This window comes from Gluconobacter sp. Dm-62 (assembly GCF_018256155.1).
Taxonomy (GTDB): Bacteria; Pseudomonadota; Alphaproteobacteria; order Acetobacterales; family Acetobacteraceae; genus Gluconobacter.
Genome location: NZ_JAERLY010000002.1, coordinates 386683 through 401157 on the forward strand (window position 1 = coordinate 386683; position 14475 = coordinate 401157).

Annotated in this window: 13 protein-coding genes and 1 tRNA gene; 8 read left to right on the plus strand and 6 right to left on the minus strand. The window is 55.2% G+C overall.

All coding sequences use genetic code 11. The annotated features are described in order from the left end of the window. Positions 1-18: 18 nt before the first annotated feature. The 3 genes from JK202_RS03565 to JK202_RS03575 form a co-directional block, all read right to left on the minus strand. Entirely contained in the window at positions 19-3105 is a 3087-nt protein-coding gene (locus JK202_RS03565; RefSeq protein ID WP_211558212.1) for a glycosyltransferase, read from the minus strand. A 54-nt stretch (positions 3106-3159) separates the two neighbouring features. Next, a complete protein-coding gene (locus tag JK202_RS03570; RefSeq protein ID WP_211558220.1) occupies positions 3160-3681 on the minus strand; it encodes a protein-export chaperone SecB in 522 nt (173 codons plus the stop codon). Between the two features lie 116 nt (positions 3682-3797). After that, on the minus strand, positions 3798-4088 hold the full coding sequence (locus JK202_RS03575; RefSeq protein WP_211558222.1) for a hypothetical protein: 291 nt from the start codon (positions 4086-4088) through the stop codon (positions 3798-3800). 166 nt (positions 4089-4254) lie between these two features. Here JK202_RS03575 and JK202_RS03580 point away from each other — a divergent pair, with 166 nt between their 5' ends. From JK202_RS03580 to JK202_RS03600, 5 genes are all read left to right on the plus strand, one after another. Then, positions 4255-4593 carry a lipopolysaccharide assembly protein LapA domain-containing protein gene (locus JK202_RS03580; RefSeq protein ID WP_211558229.1) on the plus strand — a complete coding sequence of 113 codons (339 nt, stop codon included), beginning with the start codon at positions 4255-4257 and terminating at the stop codon, positions 4591-4593. A gap of 8 nt (positions 4594-4601) precedes the next feature. Beyond that, on the plus strand, positions 4602-5312 hold the full coding sequence (gene pyrF, locus JK202_RS03585; RefSeq protein ID WP_211558231.1) for an orotidine-5'-phosphate decarboxylase: 711 nt from the start codon (positions 4602-4604) through the stop codon (positions 5310-5312). Continuing rightward, positions 5309-5965, plus strand: a complete 657-nt coding sequence (locus JK202_RS03590) for a phosphoribosylanthranilate isomerase (RefSeq protein WP_211558233.1) — start codon at positions 5309-5311, stop codon at positions 5963-5965. The genes pyrF and JK202_RS03590 overlap by 4 nt, the downstream gene beginning before the upstream one ends. Before the next feature lie 18 nt (positions 5966-5983). Beyond that, a tRNA-Ser gene (locus JK202_RS03595) sits at positions 5984-6074 on the plus strand. 882 nt (positions 6075-6956) lie between these two features. Then, positions 6957-7877: a LysR family transcriptional regulator gene (locus JK202_RS03600; protein WP_211558235.1), complete on the plus strand. Its 921-nt coding sequence runs from the start codon at positions 6957-6959 to the stop codon at positions 7875-7877. Positions 7878-7883: 6 nt separating this feature from the next. On the opposite strand, the gene JK202_RS03605 is transcribed toward JK202_RS03600, so the two are convergent. Further along, entirely contained in the window at positions 7884-8294 is a 411-nt protein-coding gene (locus tag JK202_RS03605) for a DoxX family protein (protein ID WP_211558237.1), read from the minus strand. A 183-nt stretch (positions 8295-8477) separates the two neighbouring features. Continuing rightward, positions 8478-9377: a LysR family transcriptional regulator gene (locus JK202_RS03610; RefSeq protein ID WP_211558239.1), complete on the minus strand. Its 900-nt coding sequence runs from the start codon at positions 9375-9377 to the stop codon at positions 8478-8480. 136 nt (positions 9378-9513) lie between these two features. Here JK202_RS03610 and JK202_RS03615 point away from each other — a divergent pair, with 136 nt between their 5' ends. From JK202_RS03615 to JK202_RS03625, 3 genes are all read left to right on the plus strand, one after another. Continuing rightward, positions 9514-10635 carry an alkene reductase gene (locus JK202_RS03615; RefSeq protein ID WP_211558241.1) on the plus strand — a complete coding sequence of 374 codons (1122 nt, stop codon included), beginning with the start codon at positions 9514-9516 and terminating at the stop codon, positions 10633-10635. 278 nt (positions 10636-10913) lie between these two features. Beyond that, positions 10914-11738 (plus strand): IS5 family transposase, encoded by an 825-nt coding sequence (locus JK202_RS03620; protein WP_211558243.1) that lies wholly within the window; start codon positions 10914-10916, stop codon positions 11736-11738. Positions 11739-12267: 529 nt separating this feature from the next. Next, a complete protein-coding gene (locus tag JK202_RS03625; protein WP_211558245.1) occupies positions 12268-13098 on the plus strand; it encodes an HNH endonuclease in 831 nt (276 codons plus the stop codon). A gap of 371 nt (positions 13099-13469) precedes the next feature. On the opposite strand, the gene JK202_RS03630 is transcribed toward JK202_RS03625, so the two are convergent. Further along, positions 13470-14366 (minus strand): AraC family transcriptional regulator, encoded by an 897-nt coding sequence (locus tag JK202_RS03630; protein ID WP_211558247.1) that lies wholly within the window; start codon positions 14364-14366, stop codon positions 13470-13472. Between the last annotated feature and the right edge of the window lie 109 nt (positions 14367-14475).

A 14475-nucleotide genomic window follows, 5' to 3' on the forward strand; every position in this document is an offset into this window, starting at 1 on the left:
TTTTCCATGTTCATGTTCTCAGCCAGCCGTTATCCGGCGGGGCTGGAGCCGGATAGGCGCAGGCGCAAAGTTCGCGGCTTTTTCGATGTTCTTAGCTGCTCGTGGTGCCACTTTCGAAACTGAAAGAGGTGTGTCTCCCGCAGCCGCAGAGAGGACTTCCCTGAGAGCATTGTTGAAACCTGACTGGGACGGATCGTCGCGTACCCAGTCCTGTGCGCCACGGCTTATCGTGTTCCACAAATTCATGTCCGTATACAGCCGTATTATGGCCTGCGCGAACTGGTCGGGGTTACTGAACCCTCCTGCCAGACAGGTTTTTCCATCTTCCCAACCCAATGTCTCACAAATGGTGTCGGAAAGAACCGCTGGCAATCCGGATGCAGCTGCATCCAGTATTTCTCGTGGCCTTGACGCCAGAACGCGGGCTGGCTCAACGAGGATGCGGCGGGATCTGTAGAGGGTTGCGAGATCGGCTTCTTCCGGGAACGCTTCCAGTCGCCGATATCTTGTGTACCCGGAAAGATCGACCTGTCGCGCTCGGTAGCCAGCAAGAAGAACCGTCGCGTCAGGCGGCAGGCCACGGTCCAGCTTTGTCAGAACCTCATGAACAAACCAGTGAAGTCCATCATGAACGGCATCTCCGCTGGTATGAATGGGAAGAACAAGCAGAATACCCGAGCGCTCTTCAAAGCGGGGAGAGAGAGCTATCGGAATGGGCGGAGCTCCAAGAACATGGAGATTGCTTAGGCCGATAGCTTCGAGATCAGCCCTTTCTGTCGCCGTTCCAACGACGACGGCCTGGGCAATCCATACCTGATCAGTATCAAGCTCAAGTTCGTCCAGAAGCATTTCCCGATTATTAATGGCGCCAACGCGCCGCCGAAGATGGGTTTCCCTTGCATGACTGGCGTGCACGTCTGCTACCATGCCGAGCTTTGGTAACGACTGAGGGTTCTGTTTCAGGATGGAGGCAGTGCGTTGAAGAGTATTCGTTCCGCCAATCCAGATATAATCGAAGCATCCGGCGCGCTGTTGTAGGAAATCCGGAAGCTCGGACAGGTCGCAGTCATCCATCAACTCAATATCTGCAGGGAAATCCAGCGCTGTTTCTACGCAATCATGCAGACTGCCATCAAGAGGGAAGACGGTTACCTGATACCCTAACTGACTGAGACTGATCATCATGTCGCGATGGCGGATATACGATGTACCGAGCGCGGCATGAGGCAATCGTTCACACAGGAAAAGGATAGCTGGAGATCCGCACGCAGACCGGGCACGCATGACACTGGTTCCCGGGAAGGCTTGCCGCGATAGCAATCCTGCAAAGCGCCGTTTCAGCCATGCCTCATTGCGAGCCCTGAGATCCCCGTTGATTTCCGGTTCCGAGGCCGATCTGTCGATCACATCGGGGTCATATAGAATTTTTCCTCCCGCCTGACGCAGGGACAGGCAAATCGCAAGCATCTCGGCTTCAGAGCCAATGCAGTCTGGGCTGAGAAGGTTGTTCGCGCAGAGCGGGGCCCGGCGGCAGAATAGAAGTCCTCCGGTAAAGGCATCCACCCATCTGCGAAATGCGATCTCAGGCTCATTTGCCCGCACCCCCTGCCCGAATGGAGTAAAGCTGCCGTTTCTCCAGACTACGCTCCCCGCTTCCCGCACCCTTCCATCAAGACCGAGAGACTGTCCACCGACTGCCCAGACATCCGGGTTAGAGAAGGCTTTGAGGGCGATATTCACAGCGCCCGGAAACGGTTGGATGCCCGCAGGAAGCAACAGGATGACATCTGCTCGTGCAAGCTCGAGGCCAAGTCCGATCTGTTCGACACGCGTTGTTCTGTAGGGAGGACGGACGATGTGGGCTCCGCGAACAAACCTCTCGATTTGGGAGGTCTCATCCGTGGATCCCGCGTCGATCAGAATGATCTGGAGACTGCGGTCGATGTTCGCATGAAGTGCCGCAAGAGTAGAGAGTGTTTCCGGGAACTGGTTTGAGACAGGAATGATCACTGTCACATCCGGGGCCGCGACGGGGCGAAAATCCAGCGGCGCGCGTATCAATGACGGGATGAGCGTTTGCGCTCTTTGAAGATCCAGAGACTGGCACTGTTTTTCAGAAACTTCCACGATGCTCTCGGCAATCGGGGCTCCCTGAGACTGAACCCAGAGGCTGAAAATGTCTGGAATATCCGGCCGTCGCAGCTGACGCTGTACTCCGCTCTGTGTCAAAAGGTCAGCTAGGTTGACGTCCGTCTGCGGCCGGCGTTTTTCTGCCATGCCGAAACGGAGGAAATGCTCGTATCCGTTTCTGAAGCCGCCCTGCTCCACGATATTGGCGACATCAGGATACTGCTCGGCATAAAATGCTTCGCTGAACCACGGATTGGGATCGTAGGCTGTTGGATTGCCATTGGTAAGGTAATGATGCAGCGGGCTCTGGTATCTGCTGTTCTCCAGCGCATTGGCTACATCGGGGTAGCGTTCCAGATACCATTGAGGATCGAAGTACCAGGAAGTGCGCCGGCGCCCCGCAGATGAAAATCTGATAAACTGGAAGAAGTCACCGATCCCGAAATCATAGTGCTGCCGTTCAGCCATGCTGGATGATCGGAAAATTTCAGGGTCGAAGAACATGTGGGATTTGCGATGTTCCTGATCACCTATCGCAAGATAATGGTCGTAACCGTTGCAGAACCCCTGTGAGGTCAGAACATGGGGGCTCAGGTCCGGATTGCAGCTGAAATAGTTTTCTTCCGAAAAAAGCCAGTGAGGGGAACGGCTTCGAAAGCCGCTCTCACAGTAATGGAGAAAGCCGCTATTAAAGATCCCGAGGCTGATCCCTTCTCTGACGTCGGGATTTTGCCGAAGATACCATTCTTCATCAAAAAAACGGTTTGGAGAAAACCCGGATCTCGCGCCTTTTTCTTTCCAGTGACGCTCCAGCCCCTCTTCGCTCAGATCTAATTCGATGGTTTCGCCGTTTTGCTTTGCTTCTTCCCTAAGCTGCAGGCCATACCGGGTTCGGTACCACTCCGCGTCAAAGGCCGCCCATAAGGGGGGGCGATCACCTGCAAAAGCCGGAGATGCAAGGATATGATCTTTCATTGACGCTGTGTCCTCTGGAGCGACCTGCCAGACGGTCAGGCCGTTGCCACATTTTTACCGCTGCTGAGAGCGTCTGCTCTGCCAAAGGGCATGAAAATCGATCGGCTGAATGTTCGGAGAAGGGAAACCCGCCTCCCGGACCGTGTTCAACATGGTGCTGCGGGCCGGAGGAAACAGGAAACGCGGAGCTTCGACCAGAAGAAGAGGCTCGACCGCATCCTGTGGGATACGTCCTGTCAGACCGAATAGACCTGCATAAGCGAGGCTGATTTCATATAATACTCTGGGGTTGGGGGCGTCCTGGGTGGGAGCGCGCTCAAATCCCTGAGCCCGGATGACCAGGTTGACTTCGAATGTCGGCTGCTCTCCGAGCTGGCGGCCTGTGACGTCAACTGTCATCCCGATATGAGGCTGGGACGGAAGGTCACGGTAGACATCCGGAGTGTTCTGAACATCAATGGAGAGCGCCCGGAGGTACTGGGAGCCGACGATAAGAGAGGAAGAAGAGGGTAGAGAATCCGACACGTCCAGGCTGGCGGAGCTGCCTGCAACAGTATCGGTGTATGTCTGATCCATTGGCTTTCGTCCTCATTCGGTCATCAATCCCTCCATTTCGTATTGCACTGAAATGCAAGGAAATGTGGCGCCTATCACTCTGTCATGATGTTTCCGTTTTGGCCAGCCGGACGATTTCAGATACTGCCGCCACGCAGCATTCCCAGAGCGGGTAACGGCGTCCACTTTCTGGGAAGGTCGGAACGCTTTATTTTCTCAATCCTATATTCAGGAATATTCCGCTTTTCGGATTGCAGGAACAGAATATAGGCGTGAACCTGACCTTCACGCCATCGCCTGTCAGCCTCAGCCTCTTCTCGTGTGGCGTAGATGTTTGCAATGACCGTGCGCCTGCCCTGGGACGCAAAAACCGCCCAGAATGTATCACTTTTCGGAAGAGCTGGTCGCAACGGAATGATTTCAGACATCACAATCCCTTTCGATGATACGTTGGGAATGATATCGCCATTCCACGCAATGTCAGCACTGGCGCATGATCCCGTTTTGGACAGGACATCATGATTGCTGACAGGGAATCAATCTTCCTGCCCGCACGTCTTGTTGCGCTGCAGGTCGCACGATAGGACCATGTTCATGCTCAGACTGCTCATTCTCGTTATCCTTCTTGCGGTCCTGATCGTTTTTGCCCTGAGCAATACGGATCTGGAACCCATCTGGCTGGTTTCTTTCGGCTGGCACCTGTCCATCGGCACGCTCGTTCTGGGAGTGGGGGTAATTACCCTGCTACTTGGCTTCCTGATTGGTCTGATTGGCGACATGCAGCAGCGCTCACGGGCGCGCCGCGCCGAGCAGCATGTGCGGACGCTAGAGAGCCAGCTTGTAGAGCTTCACCAGCGTCTTGACCGCTTCCAGAACCCTGCAGGAACTCCCCTCCCCGGCACGTCTACTCTTACGCCTGAACAGAAGGTCTGATCACCAGCATGTCCCGCCGCACCCGCCTCATTGCCGCTCTCGACACGGCCTCCCGCTCTCAGGCACAGCATTGGGCCGACAGTCTGAAAAATGATGTCGATGCCATCAAGTTGGGTCTCGAATTCACATATGCCTGCGGGCTTGAGGCGGTAAAAGCAGTGTCAGAGGGGCAAAAACTCTTTCTGGACCTGAAGCTGCACGATATTCCCCATACAGTCGCATCGGGTCTGTATGCCCTGGCCCCCCTGAAGCCAGCTCTCACCACGATCCATGCCAGTGGCGGGACAGAGATGATTGCTCGTTCCCGGGACGCATTGGAGCTTGTTTTTCCTGATGAAGCGAAGCGTCCTAAACTGCTGGCGGTTACCGTCCTCACCAGCATGAATTCTGCGGAACTTCACGAGACCGGTGTCAATTCCACGCCTCAGGAACAGGTGCTTCGACTGGGAAAGCTCGCCATCAAGGCAGGTGCTGATGGTCTGGTCTGCTCTGCACATGAAATCGTGCCGTTGCGCGAAGCCTTAGGTGATGGGCCTGTTCTTGTCGTGCCGGGTATCCGGCCCGCGGGTAGCGCATCTGATGACCAGAAGCGCATCATGACGCCTGCACAGGCTGCTCGTGCTGGAGCAGACTGGATTGTTGTAGGAAGGCCTATCACGAAGGCCGTTGATCCGGTTCTGGCGGCCAGAGCTATTATGGAAGAACTTGCCAGCGCATGACTGGCGTCAAGATCTGCGGCATCCGCGAACCCCAAACAATGGCGCTCTGTGCGCGCCTGAATGTGGATTGGGTTGGGTTCGTGTTTTGCGAGGCCTCTCCCAGGTTCGTAAGTCCTGCTGGGGCTTCTCGCTTGCACAACAGTGCGCCCTCCGCTCGAGACGGAGGGCCGCTTAGGGTGGGCTTGTTTGTGAAGGCGGATGACCAGTTCATCGAGCAGGTTCTTCGCGCAGTGCCACTGGACATTCTGCAGATTTACGACACGTCGCAACGGGCAGCCGATATCCAGTCGCGGTTTGGGAGACCAGTCTGGCAAGCGTGCGGCATTGCCTGTCCATCGGATCTTCCCACAGACCCACAAATGGCAGGATATGTCGTAGAGGCCCCCAAGGGTGCCCAGGATAGCCGTCCGGGTGGACTGGGTCGGACTTTTGACTGGTCTTTGACGCAGGGTTGGATCCCTCCTTCCTTCTGGATGCTTGCAGGCGGCTTAAATCCAGCTAACGTTCAGAAAGCGATTCAGGAAAGCCAGGCATCTGCTGTGGATGTTTCTTCGGGTGTTGAATCCTCTCCGGGCCACAAATCTGCCGAACTTATTGAAAAATTTGTCGAGAATGCCCGAAAGGGACTTGATCTGCGGGCAAAGCTCTCGTAAACACCGCCTCGCTCGACAGGAGAGATGGCCGAGCGGCTTAAGGCGCACGCTTGGAAAGCGTGTGTACGTTAATAGCGTACCGTGGGTTCGAATCCCACTCTCTCCGCCATACATCGAGAAAACCAATGAAATCAGTCATTTACGACCACTTGTCGGTAGTAGCCTACTACTCGCTCGGTAGTGTCTCATCGGTAGTCCTTCCATGGTGAAGAAGGATGAGGATATGCGCGCCCTGAAAAAAACAGGCGGTGACACGTGGTCGGCAAGGCTTTCCATTCCTCGCAATCGCTGGGCCGATGTAGGGGAAGCCTACGGAACCAAATCCGGCATAAAACAGGAAGTCATCCGATCACTCGGGACGCGGGATAAGCATGAGGCCCTTAGGAGGCGCGACAAGGCCCTTGCAGTCCTTCGGGCTGAAGTGGGGCCGCGAAAGGCTTCCTGCCCCTGCATGGTGATTGGAAGCCGGACTGGATGAATGAAGAGCGGCTCCTATCCGATGCACTGGAGGCCCGGCGGGAGATCGCGGCCACTTCAGACAGGACGGATGATGGCGATAAACAGATGGGTGGGACTGACCCCAGACGCCGCCTGATTGAAGGGATGGATTGCTTTCTGAAGTATCGAGCCGACCGGCTTGTGAAGGCTGGAAAGAACCTTTCAGGCTTGTGAGGCGCTTTCGGGAAATTGCTCTGGGAAGACCATGCTCATTGGTCCGCTCTCCGCTTCCTGGATGCGGGGCGTAGAAAGTACGATCAGGCAGCAGACAGCCCAAAGGCACAGGCTGGCCTTTCGGCTCCTTGGAAGAGTTTCTGACTTTTCAGGGGGACACGATCGCCCCAGTCAAGATCCGGAAGCCCTGACGGATTGAGAGTTATATAGAAATGATGAAAAGAACGGTTTCCAGAATTTTCCTGATTGTACCAAGGTACGAAATTCGGAGAAATGTAGTGGAATACGGCCAGATCCTAAGCTTCGGGAAGGTGTGACAATGAGACTGCCGGACTTCGAAGCCTGGGTTATTTTCGCAAAAGTTGCTGAACGTGGCTCTTTCGTGCGTGCGGCCGAGGAGCTTCAGCTTTCCAAGCCGACTGTCTCGAAAGCCGTCAGCCGGTTGGAGCAGTCTCTGGGCATTGCGCTGTTTAACCGCAATTCCCGGCAGATGTCCGTGACGGACACCGGTCGTCAGTTGCTGGGGCACGCCAACCATATTCTTGCGGAAGCTGAAGCGGCTGAAAGTGAAGCCCGAGGGGGAACGCATCGTCCTTCGGGGCTGATCCGGGTTGCAGCGCCCATGACCTTTGGGATCAGACATCTCTCGCCTGTTCTCCCTGGTTTTCTGGAGCGATATCCAGAGATCGACATCACGGTCGATTTCAGTGATTCGCTCGTTGATCTGGTGGCGGAAGGGTACGATCTGGCCCTGCGGATTGCATCGCTTGCGGATTCATCGCTGCGGGCCCGGCGCCTTTGTGAGGTACGCCTGCTTCTGGTGGCGACCCCGGAATATCTGAACCGGACCGGACGTCCGACGCATCCCCGTGAGCTCGAAGGGCAGAAAAGCTTCGTCTACACGAACAGTTCTGCGCCTGGCACGGTTCGCCTCACATGTGGGAAAAGTGGTGAAGAGTTTGTGCTGTCCCAGGCCTCGCGGTTTCGGGCCGACAATGCAGAGGCGTTCCTGCCCGCGCTGAAGGCGCATCTGGGGTTTGGTCTTTTCCCCGAATTCATGGTCTGGGATGGTTTACAGGAAGGGCGGTTCGAACAGCTTCTTCCTGACTGGGACGCAGCCAGTATTGCCCTTTATCTCGTTACATCGAGCAGTACGCTGCGTCCTTTCCGGGTCAGTGCTTTTCTGGAACATCTGGTGACGGCGTTTGAACATCCACCCTGGGCGGTGTCCAACACCTGAAGGGGCTTATTTACGGCGTGCGTCCAGCGAGAAACGGCCGGCTCCAGCAGAGGCAAGGGCGAGCAGACCGCCTGCGATGCTGAAGTTCTTGTAGAAATGGATCCACATGTCGTAGCGGACCATTCCGGTAAACGTCCAGTAGTGATGCCCGATGAACGCCGTGACGATGGTGTAGACGGCCAGAAGGATGGAGAGGGGTGTCGTCAGGAAACCGGCGACGAGAGCAAGGCCGATGCCCAGTTCAGTCACGATGGCGATGACGGCAGAGATTGTTGGAACCGGCGCGCCTGTACTGGCCATGTAGCCGACGGTGCCTTCGAAGCCAGTCAGTTTGCTCCAGCCCATCAGGACGAAAAGTGAGGCCAGCAGGATACGGGAGGCGAAGAGAGCCTGATCGCGGGGAAAGGACGTGTTCATCGGTTTATCTTTCGGTTTTGGAAGTCTGGGACATCAGGCCCGGGATGTACCGTGCCGTTGATGTCCTTTTTATTCCGCCACCTTCGGACAATAAATGGAAATGACGTAAACTGTACGTTTCTATTTATTATCGCTCGAGTTGTAGCCGTCGTTTCTGTGCAGAGACGTTTAGAAAACACGGTCTTATCGCGATACGGTTTCGAGGCCTCCGACCGCTCTGCTTACAAAATCCGCAAAAGCCCGGGCTTTTGCGCTGGTCAGTCTGCCGGAAGGATAGACGGCCCATAAATCGACGGGGGGCAGCGACCATGAGGTCAGACACCGCACCACAGCGCCGCTTTTCAGTTCGGGTTCGAACATCCAGTCCGCGGCAATCGTCAGGCCCAGACTGGCGAGAACGGCAGCCCGGATGCCTTCGGCGGCACTGAGATGCAGCCTTGAGTTCAGCAGGACGCTCATGTCCTGTCCGTCTTGCTGGAAAACATGTTTTGCCGGGCTGTTGCGTGTGTAGCTGATGGCTTGATGGGCCATGAGGTCTTCGGGAGTTTCAAGAAACGGGGCGGTCCTGAGATAATCCGGGCTTGCGATGACGGAGCGCCGTCCCCGCCCGAGGCGTTTTGCGATCATTGCGCTGTCAGTCAGTGGGCCGAGACGGATGGCGACGTCGATGCCCTCTGCCATGAGATCTACGCGTCGGTCATCGAGTTCCATATCGACGTCAAGTCTTGGGTGCTCCTTCAGGAACATACCAAGCCGCGGCACGATCTGGAGGCGGCCAAAAGTTGTTGGCACGGCGACACGCAAGCGTCCGCGCAGGTCACTGCTGCTGTCACGGACTGCCGCGTCTGCGTCTTCAGCGTCAGACACGATTCGCGCGACACGTTCAAAATAGCGCTGGCCTGCATCCGTGGGGGTCAGGCCGTGCGCTGAACGCAGGAGAAGCTGCACGCCAAGCTGACGTTCGAGCTGGGCAATGGCCTTTGAAACGGCAGGCTGCCCAAGATGCATCAGACGTGCGGCGGCGGAAAACGATCCGCTTTCAATGACCCGCACAAAGGTGGTCATGGCCTGGAGACGATCCATTTCAGTATTCCAATACGGAATGATATCTATATCAAATCCTGCTCTGCCAATCCAATACGGAAATGTCCACTCTCTGTCGTGTCAGCAGCAACAGGGTGCTCCGCGGTTATCGCGGTCTGCACAGGAGTTCTTCCCCATGGCCGATCTTCTTTTCTCTCCCAAATTCGTTGGACCCACACGGCTTGAACACCGTATCGTCATGGCACCGCTGACGCGGATGCGCTCAGGCGTCGGCAATGTGCCCAACGAGCTGATGCTTGAATATTATACCCAGCGCGCCACGCAGGGTGGCCTGTTGATTTCCGAAGCGTCTCCGGTGGCGCTGACGGGATATGGTTTCGAGCGCGCCGCTGGTATTTATGACGATGCCCAGATCCTAGGCTGGAAGCGCATTACGGATGCGGTTCATGAAAAAGGTGGACGGATGTTCCTGCAACTGTGGCATGTGGGGCGCCAGTCCGCGCGTGTTCTTCAGCCGGACGGCGCAGCCCCTGTGGCGCCTTCCGCCATTCGCGCTGAGGGTACGGCCTGGACACTGAACGGAACCGTTCCATATGACATGCCCCGTGCCCTGGAGCGCGATGAGATCCCCGGTCTGGTGGACGCCTATCGGCAGGCTGCGAGGCGTGCGTTGCAGGCGGGGTTCGACGGTGTCGAGATTCATGGGGCCAATGGCTATCTGCCCGACCAGTTCCTTCAGGACGGGACGAACAGGCGGACCGATGACTATGGTGGCTCTGTAGAAAACCGTGCCCGTTTTCTGCGGGAGGTCACTCAGGCTGCGATTGACGTCTGGGGAAGCGATCGTGTGGGTGTGCGGCTTACGCCCAGCGGCTCTTACGGCTCCATGTCGGACAGCAACCGTCATGTCACGTTCAGCTATGTCGCGACGATGCTGGACGCCATGGGGATTGCTTATCTGCACGTTGTCCAGCCGAGGATCGGGGCGGATGCGGAGCGTGACCCGGTGGATGTTTCAATGTTGCGGCCGCTTTTTTCCCGGACCATTATCGCGGCTGGCGGATTTACACGCGAAAGTGCCGAGCGGCTTCTGGAATCCGGGGATGCCGATCTGATTGCCTTCGGACGCGATTTCATAGCCAATCCGGATCTTGTTCAGCGGCTCCGGCATAACTGGCCGCTAAACCGGTATGACCGCTCTACCTTTTATGGGGGCGGGTCACACGGTTATACGGACTATCCTGCATTCAAGGGCGAAGATCCGGATGCGCATGAGCTTCTTCAGCGGGGGATATAAAGCCAACGTCTCAAAGAGAGTAGGCAGCGTTGGAAATGGATTTTATGGAGCGTGGCTGAGTGCTGCGCCTCATCCAGTATTTTGGTAATGTATATTCGCCATGAATACTGGAATATTTTAAAATTACTTACGTCCAGAAGGATTGATGTGGATTTTCGGCATCAATGAAAGACTTCTTCTGACCTAGGTGAAAGTATTTTTCATACGGCCTTAGAGCCTTTTTGGAAATTGGGGGTATGGGGCTTTGCATTGGGTCTGAAAGGTGTTTCACCCTTGGGATGTGGACACCTCACGCCCGAGCACGCATGGCTGCTCTATCCCGCAAGACGAAGCGCTACCCATCTGATCTGACCGACGAGGAGTGGGGACAGATCGCGCCTCTGATGCCGCCTGCAAGCCCGCGAGGGCGCAAGCGGAGCGTCGATTTTCGAGAGATCCTCAACGGCCTGCGCTACCTGGTGCGCTCAGGCTGCGGGTGGGAGATGCTTCCTGTTCATTTCGGCCCCTGGCAGACAGTCTACTGGTGGTTTCGCCGTCTGATGCGCCGGTTCTTGTTCCGCACGATCCATGACGTCTGTACGATGCTCGATCGTGAAGCTGAAGGGCGTGAAGCGAGCCCGACGGGCGGTGTGATTGACAGCCAAAGTATCAAGGCGCCTCACGCAGAGACGCGAGGCTATGACGCAGGCAAGAAGATCGTCGGGCGCAAGCGGCATATCGCCGTCGATACCGATGGGCGCCTGCTGATGGTGCACCTGACGCCCGCGGATATTTCCGACAGCGCCGGCGGACAGATGATCCTGGACGCGATCCGCAAGCGCTGGCCGTGGGTGAAGCACCTGTTCGCCGACGGCGCCTACGACCGGGCGATGCTCATGGACAAGGCAGCGTTTCTGGACTTCAGCGTCGAGGTCATCCGGCGCTCGGCCGGCGCAAAAGGCTTCGAGGTTCTGCCCCGCCGCTGGGTCGTCGAGCGGACCTTCGGCTGGATGACCCGCTGGCGACGTCTCGTGCGGGATTACGAGCAGCGCGTCGATGTCTCCGAGGCCATGATCCACATCGCCATGGGCAGCCTCATGCTACGCAGAAACGCCCATCCGTGAATTTCCAAAAAGGTTCTGAGGCCAACCGACATCAGGTTTGGCTTGGACGGATAGGAGCATCATTATTGGGACTAATGGCAGCTCGCTGGTTTTTACAAGGTTTTCCGAATTCCGCTAGGTGGAAAGTATGTCGGTATGCTGTATATCCGGTATGTAGGCTGAATCTGGCTTTTTACCAAGAAAGTAGTTTATTCTGTCAGTTTCAAAGTTAATTCATAAATCTCATTATCGATTTTCCGGCCAGCAGCAATCACATAGATAACGACCTTTTCGTCGATGAACTGATAAACAAGGCCGTACCCATCTTTTGGAAGTTTGATCTGGTAAAGCTCTGATAGGTCGCGATGAAGCGAAAGATGGCTGATATCGATGTCTGCTTGCGGGAAACAAGCTCGGCTTCGGAAACGGCAGAAAAGAGGCGGTTCCCGCCTGTCTGCTTAATTCTTGAAGACGACAGATAGCATGGGGGTAAGCGAAACGGCGGCTCTTTGGATAAAGGTCAGGCCAAAGTTGACGGTCCCACCTTCGGATGGACACCATTCCTTTGGATGGCGGCTCATCTCTGGTATTGAATACGCAATACAGAAACCTGCTTGGACTCGTTATGAAATTAACTCGTTCTGCTCAAAATGTTCTAGATTATCTAGTAAGTATTCTTCCGTCTGTCCGACCAGGACGACCTGAGACGTTCAAAACATACGGTGAAGTTCACCGGGCATTGGGCTTGCCGGGCATACCACACGAATTGGTTAATCAAGGATTGGGAACGCTGGCTGACGCTGTTAGCGAAGCTGGTTTGCCTGGGATCACAGGGCTAGTGGTCACTCAAGACGGCCTCGTGCCCGGAAAGGGCTATTTTTCGTTGTATGGACGGCAGCCAGATGATTTTCAATGGTGGGAAGATGAGATCAAGAAAGTCATTGCATTTGACTGGTCTCCCTACTCACAGACTGCTAAACCAGCGACATCACTCAAACAGCCGCCGAAAACTCCAGTTGCGTCCGATGGCAAGAAACCTGAACGAGTGGAAACGACAACATATCGAATTCTTCGTGAGACACTTCTAGCACGACGTGTGAAAGAGCTACACAAATACGCGTGCCAAATATGCGGAGAAACCATCGAACTTGTAGATGGTCGGCGATATGCTGAAGCTCATCATATTCAGCCGCTTGGTTCCCCGCATAATGGGCCAGACGAACTAGGGAATATTATCTGCGTTTGTCCCAATCATCATGCCATGCTTGATTATTTTTCTATCTCACTAAAATATAACGAGATAATAACCCACGCAGATCATGAAATTAACGACGAATATATTTCTTATCACAACAAAGAGCATCAAATTAGGAAGAGGTAAGAAATGGCAGTTCAAAAATAATTCTAGTATTGTCTCATGAGAAGAAAATATCTCCATATCTTATCAAGTATTTTTGATAAGAAGATCTGTTTTATAGGAGTGAGTGGGCTTTTATTCGGCTGCTCAAAAAGGCCGATCTACCATCGGTGCTGTCAACGTTCATGAAAATTCCATACAGAACCAAGTATTCATTAAGCTGGTTTTGGCTGCCCTGGCGCAGTTTCGGCGCAACCCTATAGTTCAGTTTCGAATAAAGAGTGTCTGCTATGCGAAAAACCTTCTGCGAAGAACGTACGTCCTGAACGAGGCGACTACCGCCTGTCTGCTAAATCCACCCGATGGACAGCGCCTTACACACGGGCCCTGCATGATCAGATGATAAAGGACCGAAGTTCCATCACGTCGCGTTTGGGTGCGGTCCCAAACCTGCGGACATAGTCCCGACTGAACTGCGACGGGCTTTCATAACCGACTTCAAACGCGGCGTTTGAGACGCTGACGTCCTCTGACACCATGAGGCGGCGTGCTTCAAGCAGACGCAACTGTTTTTGATACTGGAGCGGCGTCATGGAGGTCAGCATTTTGAAATGCTGATGGAAAGACGAAAGACTCATGCGTGCAACAGCAGCAAGATGCTCAATCCTTACCGGCTTCGTAAAGTTGGCGCGCAGCAGATGAATGGCCTCTGCGACCCGTTGCATGTGACTGTCGGGCAGGACGAGTTTACAGATCTCGCCCGCATGAGGCCCTGTTAACAGCCAGAAACAGATTTCCCGCATGATCCCCGGCCAGAGGATCGGTAGTGCTGCAGGATTATCGAGCAGTCGTATAAGCCGTCGGATGCAATCCGCCAGATCTTCAGACAGGTCGGCGACGAAGACCCCGATACCCTGATCATTCGAGGGAAGGGGCGGCTGAGCGAGTTCCGACATGACCTCACGCAGGATACCTGCGTCCAGATCCAGGGTGATGCCGATATAGGGACATTCAGGGCTTGCTTCCGTCACGCGGCCAAGAGCGGGTATTTCAATGCTGACCAGAAGGAACGCCATGGCGCCATACTCAAAAATGGCATCACCAAACTCTACCGCCTTCGCGCCCTGAAGGGTGATGCAGAGCGACGGTTTGTAGACCATGCCACTCGGCGGCGTCTTTTCGCTCAGTCTGATGATATTCAGACCGTCGAACGACGTCGTGCAAAGCCCATTCGCGCCACAACCCTGCGCGTCCAGATAGCAGGTTACAGCTCTGGCGAGAGATGAAGACATGCCTTGCTCCGGCCCAAATTCTAACATCTCAATCTACGCCCTGCGCATGGCCTGAGCCAGACCATTGCAGGATCGGGCAAGAAATTTGGCAGTTCGGGCATTCGTCCTC

Excerpts from the sequence above, each read along its gene's own strand:
- JK202_RS03565 (WP_211558212.1), bottom strand. The coding sequence starts at position 3,105 with ATGAAAGATCATATCCTTGCATCTCCGGCTTTTGCAGGTGATCGCCCC.
- JK202_RS03570 (WP_211558220.1), bottom strand. The coding sequence starts at position 3,681 with ATGGATCAGACATACACCGATACTGTTGCAGGCAGCTCCGCCAGCCTG.
- JK202_RS03575 (WP_211558222.1), bottom strand. The coding sequence starts at position 4,088 with ATGTCTGAAATCATTCCGTTGCGACCAGCTCTTCCGAAAAGTGATACA.
- JK202_RS03580 (WP_211558229.1), top strand. The coding sequence starts at position 4,255 with ATGCTCAGACTGCTCATTCTCGTTATCCTTCTTGCGGTCCTGATCGTT.
- pyrF (WP_211558231.1), top strand. The coding sequence starts at position 4,602 with ATGTCCCGCCGCACCCGCCTCATTGCCGCTCTCGACACGGCCTCCCGC.
- JK202_RS03590 (WP_211558233.1), top strand. The coding sequence starts at position 5,309 with ATGACTGGCGTCAAGATCTGCGGCATCCGCGAACCCCAAACAATGGCG.
- JK202_RS03600 (WP_211558235.1), top strand. The coding sequence starts at position 6,957 with ATGAGACTGCCGGACTTCGAAGCCTGGGTTATTTTCGCAAAAGTTGCT.
- JK202_RS03605 (WP_211558237.1), bottom strand. The coding sequence starts at position 8,294 with ATGAACACGTCCTTTCCCCGCGATCAGGCTCTCTTCGCCTCCCGTATC.
- JK202_RS03610 (WP_211558239.1), bottom strand. The coding sequence starts at position 9,377 with ATGGATCGTCTCCAGGCCATGACCACCTTTGTGCGGGTCATTGAAAGC.
- JK202_RS03615 (WP_211558241.1), top strand. The coding sequence starts at position 9,514 with ATGGCCGATCTTCTTTTCTCTCCCAAATTCGTTGGACCCACACGGCTT.
- JK202_RS03620 (WP_211558243.1), top strand. The coding sequence starts at position 10,914 with ATGTGGACACCTCACGCCCGAGCACGCATGGCTGCTCTATCCCGCAAG.
- JK202_RS03625 (WP_211558245.1), top strand. The coding sequence starts at position 12,268 with ATGGACACCATTCCTTTGGATGGCGGCTCATCTCTGGTATTGAATACG.
- JK202_RS03630 (WP_211558247.1), bottom strand. The coding sequence starts at position 14,366 with ATGTCTTCATCTCTCGCCAGAGCTGTAACCTGCTATCTGGACGCGCAG.